14 protein-coding genes and 1 other RNA gene are annotated in these 12,600 nt (G+C 46.4%); 9 read left to right on the top strand and 6 right to left on the bottom strand.

What is annotated here, in order from left to right; translation table 11 throughout:
- Window positions 1–59: 59 nt before the first annotated feature.
- Window positions 60–1,226 carry a THUMP domain-containing class I SAM-dependent RNA methyltransferase gene (locus ON063_RS04690; RefSeq protein ID WP_274664393.1) on the bottom strand — a complete coding sequence of 389 codons (1,167 nt, stop codon included), beginning with the start codon at window positions 1,224–1,226 and terminating at the stop codon, window positions 60–62.
- A 125-nt stretch (window positions 1,227–1,351) separates the two neighbouring features.
- Window positions 1,352–1,719, bottom strand: an RNA gene (gene rnpB / locus ON063_RS04695) — RNase P RNA component class B.
- A gap of 120 nt (window positions 1,720–1,839) precedes the next feature.
- Between rnpB and ON063_RS04700 the strand changes: the two genes are divergently transcribed.
- Window positions 1,840–2,244 carry a hypothetical protein gene (locus tag ON063_RS04700; RefSeq protein ID WP_214692531.1) on the top strand — a complete coding sequence of 135 codons (405 nt, stop codon included), beginning with the start codon at window positions 1,840–1,842 and terminating at the stop codon, window positions 2,242–2,244.
- Between the two features lie 44 nt (window positions 2,245–2,288).
- On the opposite strand, the gene ON063_RS04705 is transcribed toward ON063_RS04700, so the two are convergent.
- Complete coding sequence (locus ON063_RS04705; protein WP_274664394.1) at window positions 2,289–3,737, bottom strand: S8 family peptidase; 1,449 nt, start codon at window positions 3,735–3,737, stop codon at window positions 2,289–2,291.
- A 94-nt stretch (window positions 3,738–3,831) separates the two neighbouring features.
- Window positions 3,832–4,239 (bottom strand): hypothetical protein, encoded by a 408-nt coding sequence (locus ON063_RS04710; RefSeq protein WP_214782839.1) that lies wholly within the window; start codon window positions 4,237–4,239, stop codon window positions 3,832–3,834.
- 169 nt (window positions 4,240–4,408) lie between these two features.
- On the opposite strand from ON063_RS04710, the gene ON063_RS04715 reads away from it, so the two are divergent.
- From ON063_RS04715 to ON063_RS04735, 5 genes are all read left to right on the top strand, one after another.
- Window positions 4,409–5,302: a hypothetical protein gene (locus tag ON063_RS04715; protein WP_214782836.1), complete on the top strand. Its 894-nt coding sequence runs from the start codon at window positions 4,409–4,411 to the stop codon at window positions 5,300–5,302.
- Between the two features lie 70 nt (window positions 5,303–5,372).
- Window positions 5,373–6,038: a response regulator transcription factor gene (locus tag ON063_RS04720; protein ID WP_274664395.1), complete on the top strand. Its 666-nt coding sequence runs from the start codon at window positions 5,373–5,375 to the stop codon at window positions 6,036–6,038.
- On the top strand, window positions 6,035–7,381 hold the full coding sequence (locus ON063_RS04725; protein ID WP_274664396.1) for a sensor histidine kinase: 1,347 nt from the start codon (window positions 6,035–6,037) through the stop codon (window positions 7,379–7,381). Before ON063_RS04720 ends, ON063_RS04725 begins: the two co-directional genes overlap by 4 nt.
- A 68-nt stretch (window positions 7,382–7,449) precedes the next feature.
- Entirely contained in the window at window positions 7,450–8,463 is a 1,014-nt protein-coding gene (locus tag ON063_RS04730) for an ABC transporter permease (RefSeq protein WP_274664397.1), read from the top strand.
- Window positions 8,460–9,098: an ABC transporter ATP-binding protein gene (locus tag ON063_RS04735; RefSeq protein ID WP_214748942.1), complete on the top strand. Its 639-nt coding sequence runs from the start codon at window positions 8,460–8,462 to the stop codon at window positions 9,096–9,098. Before ON063_RS04730 ends, ON063_RS04735 begins: the two co-directional genes overlap by 4 nt.
- Here the strand turns inward: ON063_RS04735 and ON063_RS04740 are convergent.
- Window positions 9,088–9,498, bottom strand: a complete 411-nt coding sequence (locus ON063_RS04740; RefSeq protein WP_274664398.1) for a hypothetical protein — start codon at window positions 9,496–9,498, stop codon at window positions 9,088–9,090. The genes ON063_RS04735 and ON063_RS04740 overlap by 11 nt on opposite strands.
- A gap of 179 nt (window positions 9,499–9,677) precedes the next feature.
- Here ON063_RS04740 and ON063_RS04745 point away from each other — a divergent pair, with 179 nt between their 5' ends.
- A complete protein-coding gene (locus ON063_RS04745; RefSeq protein ID WP_074034369.1) occupies window positions 9,678–10,601 on the top strand; it encodes an alpha/beta hydrolase in 924 nt (307 codons plus the stop codon).
- On the opposite strand, the gene ON063_RS04750 is transcribed toward ON063_RS04745, so the two are convergent.
- Window positions 10,577–11,206, bottom strand: coding sequence for a CPBP family intramembrane glutamic endopeptidase (locus ON063_RS04750; protein WP_274664399.1), 630 nt, complete (start codon window positions 11,204–11,206; stop codon window positions 10,577–10,579). The two genes, ON063_RS04745 and ON063_RS04750, sit on opposite strands and share 25 nt — an antisense overlap.
- Window positions 11,207–11,292: 86 nt before the next feature.
- Here ON063_RS04750 and ON063_RS04755 point away from each other — a divergent pair, with 86 nt between their 5' ends.
- Window positions 11,293–11,976: a lytic transglycosylase domain-containing protein gene (locus ON063_RS04755; protein WP_251125600.1), complete on the top strand. Its 684-nt coding sequence runs from the start codon at window positions 11,293–11,295 to the stop codon at window positions 11,974–11,976.
- 28 nt (window positions 11,977–12,004) lie between these two features.
- Window positions 12,005–12,595: a DUF1643 domain-containing protein gene (locus ON063_RS04760; RefSeq protein ID WP_074035263.1), complete on the top strand. Its 591-nt coding sequence runs from the start codon at window positions 12,005–12,007 to the stop codon at window positions 12,593–12,595.
- Window positions 12,596–12,600 lie beyond the last annotated feature (5 nt).

The following is a 12,600-nucleotide window of genomic DNA, read 5'->3' on the forward strand; positions in this document are numbered from 1 at the left end:
AAACAAGTGAGTTTGTTCCTCAGAAGCAAAAATGACCGCTCGCTAGAACGGTCATTCGTTTATGACTCCGATTTTGGTGATGCGTCACGATCTGGTCGTGGACGACGCTTTCCGAAGTACTGATAATATTGAGTTTCAATGTTACCGTTGTACAACTTCCGACGCTTCGTCGCCGGGCGACCGTATGCTTTTTCGAAGTCCTCATAACTCGTCAACATGTAGACGCTGTATCCAGGGTACTTCGCATATTGTGCGCCGATGCGCTCGTACAAGTCGATGATTTCTTCTTCTGACTGTAATCGTTCCCCGTAAGGCGGGTTACCGATGATGACGCCGTACTCTTCTTTCGGTTTCAATGCGGCCGCATCACTATGGACGAACGTGATTGCATCACGGACATCGGCGAGTTCCGCGTTGTCTTTCGCAAGTTTCACCATACGCGGGTCGAGGTCGATTCCATAGATTTTGAGCGGTTTATCCCACTCCGCTTTCTCGTTCGCTTCGTTCATGGCAGCATACCACGCTTTTTTCGGGATACATGACCAGTCCTGAGCGAAGTATTCGCGATTGATACCCGGCGCGATGTTCCGTCCGATCATCGCCGCCTCGATTGCGAGTGTCCCTGAACCTGTGAAGACGTCATAAAACGGCATATCTGGACGCCAGTTCGTCAATTGAATCATTGCAGCCGCCATCGTTTCTTTAAGTGGTGCCTGTGAATGCAACTCACGGTAGCCTCGACGGTGGAGCGGTCCTGACGTATCGATTGTGATCGTCGCTACATCTTTTAACAAAGCGACTTCAATCGGGAATTTCGCACCTGACTTCGGCAACCATTCCCCTCCCTTATGATAGCCACGTTGCATCGCTTCGACGATTGCCTTCTCCGTGATTTTTTGACAGTCCCGGATTGAGAACAGTTTCGATTTGACCGAGCGACCGTCAACCGTGAACGCAGCGTCCCACGGCATGAGATCTGTCCACGGCAATGCCACAACCCCGTCGAATAGTTCTGTGAACGTTGTCGCCTTGAACTCCGCTACGACGAGTTTGACACGGTCTGCCGTGCGCAACCACATATTTAATCGTGGAATGTCTTCCATCTCCGCATCGATGTAAACTCGACCATTCTCCACTTCACATGTGTATCCTAAGTCTCTTACTTCTTTTGCAACGAGCGCCTCGATTCCCATCGCTGCTGTCGCAATCAGTTTACGTTTTGCCATCTGCAATCGCCTTCTTTCTACATTAAAATCTTTCATTCATGTTGTAAATTGTAAAAAAATCATGAAAAAAGGAGCTCAAGTATATGTGCTTGAACTCCTTGTCGTTGTTAGTTGAGACTATGTTGTCCTGTAAGCCATGTTCTGTACTCCGGTGCTCATAGCGGTCTCCCTGGCACGATGGAGTGACAATCATCTATCTGCGCACATCGGCGCCCTCCGTCCCGTTCGGTTCCGGTTCGGAAGTTCCCCTACCATAGTTTGGGTTTCTCGCTCGTGGGGTTTACCTCGTTCCACTCTGAACGTTTCCGATCAGACTTCGTCACTGTGGCACTTTCAAGAAGCGTACACCATATCCGAGGACTTAGGTGTTTCTTCTGCCGTCAACTTGCGTTGCCTACACTTATCTTTTCGTGTAGCACGATCACTACAGCCATCACAGGCTGTGCGAGCATGGACTTTCCTCAAAACTTGCGTCCCGCGATTGTCCAGACCTCATAGTCACTTCAACCATTGTAGCGGAAATTTCAACGATTGACAACTGAAATTCGAAACTTGATTTTACGTTCAGTCAGCGCTAAAATAAGGCGTGTTCATTGAATAAGGAGGGATTTTGATGCATCAAGATGCAAAAAACGGTTGGATTCAACGTCTGACTTATGTAATAGAAATCGATGACATTAAAGTGCTCCACCCGAACAACGGCGTGTTCGCCTTCTACCGAAATAATCGTCTCGTCCGAGGGTTCGAACCGTTCGATATTAAAGCACCGAACGAACTCTCGAAACGATCTTATCATTTTGACCATCATAATTTAGCACACTTAGAAGAGCGTTTCCCTGACGCGATTCCGGTGTTCGACGAAACCCATGAAACGCGTCGCGCTTGGAGTGATCGGGTTCGTGTCGGATTATGCGAAATCATCCGCGATGGTAAACTCAGTTTTGAGCATATTGACGACCAAGGAAATGTATTAGAAGCGAGTATCCGTTGGTGTGGAGAAGCCATCACCATCGATTAAATTAGATTAGCCGTCTCTCCTTTCGGAGTAGACGGCTTTTTTCTTTATAATGATTCGACAAATGGCGGTTCTTCCTCGACCGCGGGCGGTGTATAACTCGTCGATACGACTTTTTCACGTACATCTGTCGGCTTTAGAATCACCGTCAACGGTTTTGTCGTATCTCCTCTCACTGGGAACGTCCCGGCGATATGGAGGGCTTCATACATTTTATTGCCATCCGCATCGAGAACGGTGACGATTCCTTTACGAGTAGTCTGTAAGGAGAACGTCTGAGCATCTGCCGCATCAACGGAGATGGACGTTTTGACCGTATTGATATAATCAATCGTCTTACTCGTAGACCGTTTGTATTTTCCATCGGTCATTTGGGCGACAAGTCGATACTGCCCACTCGGTAGCCAATCACCATATGCAAACATCGTGAAATTTGTATTCGGACTTAACGTTTTAATTTTCTTACTGCCCATATACAGTCCATACGTCGTTTTGATTGTCGGACGCTGCATGACATTCAGTCTCACATCGGTAATATACCGTTGCTTCCATAAAGAATCAGCACTAAGTGTCAATGGTCGCGGGGTCGCATCAAGTAGTTTAGATGTATTCAACTCCGTATACGTTTTCCCTTGAGAACGTGGCATTTTCGCGATTAGGGCATCCACCTCGTCAGGTGTTAAAAATGGATTGATTGATTTAATGAGCGCGAGACTCGCTGTGACCATCGGTGCGGCCATTGATGTACCGTCCATATAAATAAAACGATTATTCACCCCGAGTGAAAGGATATTCACACCAGGAGCAACGATTTTTACACTCGCATCCATATTGCTGAAGTCAGCAACTTGATGACGAGAGTCAATCGCACCGACAGCAATCACTTCTTTCATGTTTGCCGGGAACGACGTTTTAGTCATCCCATCGTTACCTGAAGATGCAACCACAACCACACCTTTGGCTCTCGCCTGTTTGATGGAAGCAGCTAAGCGACGATCATAGTCATCTCCACCGAGTGATAAATTGATGATCGTGGCTCCTTTTGCCACAGCTGTATCTACAGCTTTTGCAACCGTCCATGAATCTGTATATTCAGAGTTTCTGCCATAGAAAACATTATAAAAATGATATCGCACGTTCGGGGCGAGTCCGGCAATTCCAAAACGATTATGCTTTCCTGCCATGATGCCGGCAGTATGTGTTCCATGTGTGTCCGCGCTATAGGGACCTTTCATCGAATTCACGACGCGTGGAACATTTTTTAAATCTGTATGATTACGGTCAGCAGATGAGTCGATTAGCGCCACGACGATATCTGAGGCACCTCTCGTTTTACTCCACGCCAGGTCTGTCCCGATTTGTCGTACATAATATTGATTCGTGATTCGTGGCTCTGAGACGACGTAGCCATGTTTTTCAAGCACGACAGGTTTCGCTGCATCCACACCTACGGGCAATAACAGCGCAATTGCTGTCAAAAGGGCAATCTTTTTCATTCCTTCCGCTCCATTCCAAACTGATAAAGTGATTTCATTATCTCAAACTTTGGATTAGATTTCCCTTTTTTTGAATAAAAAGTTGTCGACAAGTTTACCAATAGCTTGGTTCATCGGGATGTAACATCTCATATTCGACAATTCGTCCGATTGTCAAATACGTATAATACCGCGCCAGTTCAACTCGACTTGGGTCAGGACGAAATCCTTCTAAATCTTCTCCGAGCGGAGAGCCGTCGATTGTCTCAAACTGCTGACAAAAAAAAGACTCTGTTTCTGCATCCCAGACGATACGATCCCCGATATATCCACTTCCAAAGCGAATGTAGTCGATGATGGACGGGACGATGACTTCAGCTGGTAACCGTTCACTCATCCGTCCGACTAGTTCGTATCTGATCCGGTCTGCCTGATCCGCTTCTTCGAGGGAGACACATTTTAATACTTCTTTATTGATTTCAATCAAGACAACATAATCACCAGGTTCGATGGAGAGCTTCATTGTCTCACCTCACTTTTCATTCCTTCATCCGATTCTCTACACGTTACTATTCGTGATGGGATGTGGAAATCCTGTCCATTCCGTATGTTTTTCCAAATCTCAGTTGAATTCGCAACGATTGCATGGTTTTTGATATACTATTCGTATGAATCTAGAGAGGAAGTGCACCATGGCCAAACGACCGTTGACCCCTCGTGAAAGTGAATTGATTGCGACCGCTTTATATGTCGTCGAGACGATTCCATACGCAGGATATATCGACCGTCTCGAATCACTCACGTTACGAGACATCGCTGATGACTATTTGAATGGTACACTACCTGCCGCAGACGCGATTGACGCGCTTGACCAATATATTTATGTACGACGCCATCGTTTCAAAAATGTGACGCCCCACAACCTTTGGACGTTAGATGACCGCACCGAACAAGAAGCGCTGCGTCACATCTCGAAACGACCTGAGTTGAAAAAAGGACAGACGCTGAATAAGCGGAACCAACCGTTTCAAGTCGGACAAGACATTGAGTTCAAGGTGGACAAACATGTCGACCGGGGGCAGTTCCGTATTTATATCGGAAAACAACAAGGGTATACATGTAAGGCACAATCTAAAGAACGGGACAAAATGAAATCGGTCACGGGATGGGTCACTCATATCGATCCAAAAGACCGCTTAGTGTTTGTCAACGTCACGGATTTCGGACGTTTGCCGATGGAACAGTCGATGAAGCAAGAACTCGAATCGATGAGTGCCTCATTACTCGGATGGTTCGCGACGGCGACCCTTCCTTCCGAAGAAGAGGCTCTACTTGCAAAACAAATGATTGCCACCCTTCAACGTCGCGATCAACCGTATTGGTTTACGTTGACAACCGCCCTTAATCATCCAAGACCAGAACACGTCAAACGATGGGGAACAGTCGTGAATTTGCTCTTAAAAGCATCAACGGGCGATCAAAAAGCGATTCAGACATTAGAGACACAAGAAGATAAGTACTTCAAAGATGCATTTATCCGTGCGCTTCGCGCCTTGCACGAGGAAATGACGAAACAATTGAACTGATTCGACTCGAGGTGACTTCGTATGGGTCACCTCGTTTCGCGTGTAAGTTTTATAGAAAGGAACGATTGACATGCGTTTACTCATCGTGGAAGATGACCCTTCAATTTTACGTCTTGTGAAAGAGACGTTTGAAGATGCAGGTCACGATGTTTTCATTGCAACAGACGGGAAGTCAGGCGAGCAGCTATATAGGACTCAGCCGATTGATGCAGCGATTATCGACATCATGCTACCAGGTATAGATGGTCGGGAATTGTGTCGCCGCCTGAAAACGGAACTTGATATTCCGGTCATCTTATTGACGGCACTTGGCGAATGGGAAGATAAACGTCAAGGGTTTGAGCACGGGGCAGATGACTATATGACAAAACCTTTCATCCCGGAAGAATTACTATTCCGATTACAAGCCGTTTCACGGCGATATAACCGCTCATCTGCTTCGCGTATTCAAGCAGGACCGCTACAGTTGGATTTAACCGAATATGAAGTGAAGCTCGACGACCAATTGTTCTACCTTCCCAAAAAAGAGTTTGAACTATTGTTTCAGCTCGCTTCATTCCCAGGCAGGGTATATCGTCGCGAAGAATTGATTGAACTCGTATGGGGTTTTGATTTCGAAGGAGATGAACGAACCGTCGATGTGCACATCAAACGACTTCGTCACAGGTTCGACCACCGCGCACTCTCGATTCGGACAGTGCGCGGTGTCGGATATTCACTAGAGGTATTGAAATGAAGACATTATATACTCGAATCATTCTCACCATGTTTTTTATTCTGCTTATTTCTGGAGCCATTTCGTTATTAATCAGTAATGTCGCTTACTATACGTGGTGGCAACCTTCCTATAGTGAGAAGACTGAGACAATCGCAAAACAGGCGTCGACCTATTTCTCGGAGCATACCGATGCAGACGAAGACGCATTTTATTCGTTTTTGGCTGCGACAGGTTACCAATTGGTTGTGATTGATTCGACAAATACACGATCGCGCTATGGTGGTTCGTTTAGAGATGAATCGATTCCTGACGATGTGATTTCATCTGTCCGTTCAGGCACACCTTATCAAGGAATGCGTGATTTCCCATTTCACCTGTTCCTTTTAGGGCTGTTTGATAATGAATTGACGAATACGTACGGATGGACACTCGAAAACGGAGATGTCGTCTTCATTCGACCTGACCTGAGTGCCCAAATCCGAGAGCTTCACCTTTTTGTAGGCATGTTCTTCGCACTCGTAACCATTCTCGCGTTCAGCTTGATTGCGATGTCGACTCGTTCGCTCGTTCGACCGTTAAAAACGCTCACAACCGCGACGACTGACGTGGCCATGAGACTAGAGCCGAAACATCTGCCTATTGAACGAAAAGATGAAATCGGAACGTTAGCGAGACAGTTCCAAGAGATGACGAATGTGATCAAGCAGACCGAAGCACGACAACGTCGATTCGTCTCGAACGTCTCTCATGAGTTTCAGTCACCTTTGACGTCACTCGTCGGCTATGCGGAAAAGTTGGCTGAAGGTACCGACGGTGTATCGAAAGAATATGCACGCGTCATCGAACAAGAAACGAGACGTTTATCTCAATTGACCAAACAACTCTTACTGTTATCTCGTTTAGATGAACATCCACCGACCCTTGCGTCGGATGTGAACGTGTTACAGTCTATCTCAGAGGTCATACAGATGAACGCCTTTTTGCTCAATCAAAAAGGGATTGCCGTCATGACCGACATTCCGTCTGATGTCGAATTGAAGAGTGACCCCGTCCTCCTCGCACAAGTGTGGAACAATGTACTAGTCAATGCCATCCATGCCTCAAACGATGGTGGGACGATCCGAATCACATGCACCGTCAATCCTTGGATATGCGTCTCCTTTATCGATGAAGGAATCGGAATGGATGAGGAGACGAAACGTCATGTATTTGACCGATTTTTCAGAGGTGATGCCGCACGAACGACTCAGGGAACCGGGTTAGGGCTCGCCATCACATCAGATATCATCGCCTTGCACGGTGGACAAATCACCCTTGAATCGACTAAAGGAATCGGGACGACGTTCCACCTTCATTTTTGACATTGTTCATATTCCGTTCATATTGAACGATTACACTTCCTTCATAGAACATGAAGGAGGTTTTTTTTATGCAATTAGGATGGAAAGAGATGTGGCGACAAAAACGAAAGTTTTCGATGCTGTTCGTGATCACCCTCATGATCGTCATGTTAACGACCTTGATCACGGGGCTTGCCGACGGACTAGCATATGACAACGGTTCTGCCTTACACGAATTGAACGTTTCAACATATAGACTGGACAAAGATTCAGATGGTCAGTTGACGCGTTCCTTCTTGGACGTCCCAACTGATGCTTCAACTAAAACGATGAGTGTCCGCCCGCTCACAGTCACAATTGATGGAAAGAAAGAAGAGGTGACCCTCTTCGCCCTTCCTAGCGGGTCCAAGATTGGACCAGTCGAAGGTCTACGAAAAGGTGAAGTGGTCTTCGATTCGAGCCTTTCGGAGAACGTAAAGATTGGCGATACGCTGACCGACTTCGTGTCAGCGTATGAATTTACAATCGTTGGTGAGGCCCTTGGAAGATACAGCCATGGGCCCGTCCTCTATACAACGAATGAAACGTGGTTCGATTATTTACGTTACTCCGAACAACGTCCATATGTATCTGCCGAGATTGGAGCAAACGCTACGGCATCCGATACACTCACAATGAGTCAACAGGAAATCATCGAATCTGTTCCCGGTTATAGCGCCGAGCAGAGCACATTTACGATGATGCGGGCATTCTTACTGGTGATTGGAACCTTTATTTTGACCGCATTCTTTTATCTGTTCACCTTACAAAAGCTACCGGAACTCGGTATTTTGAAAGCAATCGGTCTCTCCCCACGAATCATCGGACAGGCATTGCTCTTCCAAGTCATCGTCATCGTATCATCCGCTGTCGCGGCGTCCATCGGGATGATGTATATCGCTGATGCCGTGATTCCATCGTCAATGCCGTTTATCGTCGACATCGGTCACGTTTCACTATTTGGTTCCATGTTCATCATCTTATCGATTCTTGGTGCATTCCTTCCGCTCTGGAAGCTTCGCCAAATCGACGCGATTGAAATTATAGGAGGGAAAGCATCATGAGACTAGAACATATATCTCATCAATTCGATGGTCAACTCGTTCTAAATGATATTCATTTACACGTGTCACCTGGAGAATGTATCGCCATCGTCGGTCCAAGTGGGAGTGGAAAGAGTACGTTATTATATATTCTCGGTCTGCTCCGAAAACCAGATCAAGGAACATTCTCCATGAATGAACAAGATGTGTTTGATTTAGACGAAGAACAGCGACGGCTTCTCCGATTACATGAAGTCGGGTTCGTATTTCAGCAAGCACATCTGATCCCTTATCTGACAGTACTCGAACAGCTCGAGCTCATTCAAGAAAACAAAGATACCGACGCAAAACAGTTACTAGTGAAGCTTGGATTAGAACATCGATTACATCATCTCCCGACGACACTCTCTGGAGGAGAAAAACAACGCGTCGCCGTCGCTAGAGCCTTGATTAATTCACCACAACTCATTTTGGCAGATGAACCGACGGCGAGTCTGGATTACGAGAACGGACGTCGTGTGATGGAGTTGCTGTCACAACAAGCACATCGTGAAGGACGTAGCGTCGTCGTCATCACGCACGATGAACGTATGCTCGATGTATGTGATCGTATACTGCGCGTCATCGATGGTACGTTGACCGAGGTCAATAGCTGAGCATCGGTTCACGCTGACAGATTTGACGAAGCTGATGCGTAAGCCAGCCACCAAAACGTACGGTGACCCCGATTTCCCCCTGCCGAGAGATTTTGGCACCTTCAATGGTCATGAACCGCTCCGCAATATGATTTGATTCGAGTCGTATACCCGAGAGACAGGCAAACGCACGGACGACCTCTTCTGGTCGACATCCCGTCGACCTTGCGATTTCCTGAACCTCGGTGTGTAGGCTCGTTTTGTTGTGTAGAAAATAACGATCGAGCAACAAATCAAACACGAGACCGACGATTCGTTCGTCACCGTCACATGTCCATTTAAAGGTCACACCGCTTTCGAGTGTTCCATTTGAATTACTCAACACACATTGAATCATTCGATAGCTATCCGCTCGTTCCATCACTGTTCTGATCCCCTTTATAGATTGTTTATCGATCATAGCGTGTATCCTTAGGTGATGCGAGAAGAGTATCGTCATACAAACTTTGAGGTTATGGCACGTAAGAGCACAACTTACGTCAGAAAACAGCACGATTTCTCTTCGTTTCGGGTACAATTACGTTGAAAGGAGTCGATCATATGCAACGAAAATGGCAAATCGGATTAGCTTCACTTTTCACTGGTTATTACGCAATCAGCTACTATGCTTTCAAACGGATGACTCGAGGGAAACGGAAAACACCGGAGATGTTACTTGCTCCATACACGGAAGAGGACCGTGCTTTCTATCATGATGTCCCATTTGAACACGTCTCCATACAGTCGAGGGACGATTTTCGACTCTATGGTCGAATTTATCGGAATGACGCTTCGACGAAATGGATTGTGTTTGTACATGGTTATACCGCTTCACATAGCTTCATGGCGCCTCATCTAGCCATGTTCCATCGTCTCGGATATAACATGCTTGCTGTCGACTTAAGGTCACACGGGGAATCCGAAGGCGTTTATGCCTCTTACGGATATCATGAAAAAATCGATATGATCGATTGGGTCGAATGGTTGAAAACGAATGAAACAGTCGAACAAATCGGTCTTCACGGAGTCTCGATGGGTGCAGCGACGGTCCTTCAAACGACTCCGCTCACAGACGTCGATTTTGTCATCGCAGAATGTCCGTTTGACGATATGGGGCAATTGATGCGATACCAATTGAAAGAACTGCATCGGATACCGGCAGAGTTCTTCCTTCCCGGAATCAATTATTTCTTATGGTCTCGTGCCGGGTTCACCATGAAGCAAGTACAACCAAAAAAGGCCGTCACTGAAACGACGACCCCAATCTTATTCGTACACGGCTCAAAAGATGATTTTGTCCCGACGTGGATGTCAGTCGAGATGAACGCGTTGAACCGCCAAAACGATTTGCTCTTGATTGACGGAGCAGAACACACAGATTGTATGATCAAGGACGCCCCTGCATATGAAGACGCAGTCAATCGCTTTTTGCACCGACATGGATTGGTCCAGCAATCAAGTCAAGCAGTACATGCAAGACCATGACCGGCCATAAGACACCCATACCTAAATATAGTAGACCAAGACCTAAACTTTCTGACGCCTTGATAGGCATGCGCGATGCCAAAGAGAGCTCCGCCAATTAGTGCAAGAGTGATGTTCGACCCATCGATATATAGTGTGATCGTATAAAGTAGAACGCCTCTAAAGATGAACTCTTCAGTCACACCTGCTGTGACCGAGACGGCACTCCACTCCTGTTCCTCTTTCTTCGTTCTAGGCAGGAGAAGCTTTTCTAAATCAAGCTCATAGTACGGACGTAGGACACCTCGTAGTCGGGATGAGGTCTTGACTAACAAATAAAAAACGAGTGTCACTGTGACGAGAATACATGATAGGAAAAAGACTTGCCACGCCTGTTCGTTGCCTGGTTCTGGCGAAAATGTCAAACCTATTTTCGATGGCGGTACTTGAAATAAAAAAATGAGAGCTACAATCAACAAGGTCAGTCCCCATGCTGATTTAACGGTTTGGTCGTATACCCACGTCCGTCCTTTCGTCTCAATCAATGGACGAATCAGTTTTGCGTTAAAGATTTGGACGACCAACATATACCCAATAATGGCTGTAAAAATCAATCGTTCGAGCATCCATATCCACTCCTGTCCTTCCTCTTAGCTATATGCTACACTATTCGGGTATTGTCTAAAAGCTAGGAGGCGGTATCTTGAAACGTATGATGCTGCGACTGACCGGTTTCATCATTGTACTCGTGCTTTTGCTCGGGGCAATTGGCTGGCTCGGTCAACATGATAAAGTAAACAATGGATTGTATCGAACCTATTATGGCGAGCACGGTGTACCGAACGCTAATCTCTCTGTGTATCAGGACGCCGCGGAGGCATATGACGTGGATTGGCGTCTGCTTGCTGCTGTACATCGCGTCGAGACGATCTTCTCACACAGTTCTTCGATGCGCTCCTCTGTTGGCGCAATCGGACCATTTCAATTTATGCCTCGCACTTGGCTAGGTTGGGAATATGATACGGATGATCAAAAAGGCGATGTTCCAGAAGACGAAGTCGATCTGACAGATCTGGCTTTAATCGATCAATACGGAGGTCTCGGGCGTGACGGAAATGGCGATGGCAAGGCAGACCCGCATAGTCTTGTTGATTCTGCCCATACGGCGGCGTATTATTTAAGTGAACACGGCGGGAAAAAGACGGATTCAGTCACATCGATACGGAACGCCATCTTCGAGTACAATCGAAGTGAGCAGTATGTCACTGATGTCATGACATACTACGAGAATTATGAATCAAGTGTGACGGTCATCCCGGATGAGCGGGATACGTTTAGTCAACATGTCGCTTATTATACGATTCGATACGTCGAATGGTTTAAGACACTCGGCTGATGTTTACATGAAAAAGTGAGGAATGGAAATGAATACGCATATAGAAGAAGTAACCATCCGCGTAAAATCGATTTTCAACGAAGACAAAACGAAACGTTATTTGCGAACGTATGAGTTTACGGATGTCGAGGATGGAGTGATTTGTGCCGTCATCATCTATTCACCGCGTATGAGCGATGCCTTTTTATCAGGTACGACAACGCAACGTGCTTATATGTTGATGCAAAATCATTTGTCGCAACCGATTCGAGAGATGCGTGTCATCAGTCTCGTGCCAACACTTGCCATCAATGATAATCTTCCCTATGTGGAATCGCAGCTCGACGAGACGAATTATCACTATGTCGAAGAGACGTTACAAGAGGTGGAGGCGAGCGGCGGAATGATCATCGTCGGTTGGGGATCGCCTGGTCGATTGATGCACCATGCGACATCCTATAAATCACTCTTTGCCGATTACGAGTCGAATATGTACTGTATTGGTACGACTGCTAAAGGCGAACCGCAACAGATTCGTATGGCCAACGAGAACACGGTACTCGAGGCGTTCAACAATGAATCGGTAAAACCAAAGTTTCGGATTGTGAAGGAAACGAAAAAGGAAGATGACTCCATGTGAGTCAC

Origin of the sequence: Exiguobacterium sp. B2(2022) (assembly GCF_028823655.1) — a bacterium.
GTDB lineage: Bacteria > Bacillota > Bacilli > Exiguobacteriales > Exiguobacteriaceae > Exiguobacterium > Exiguobacterium aestuarii_A.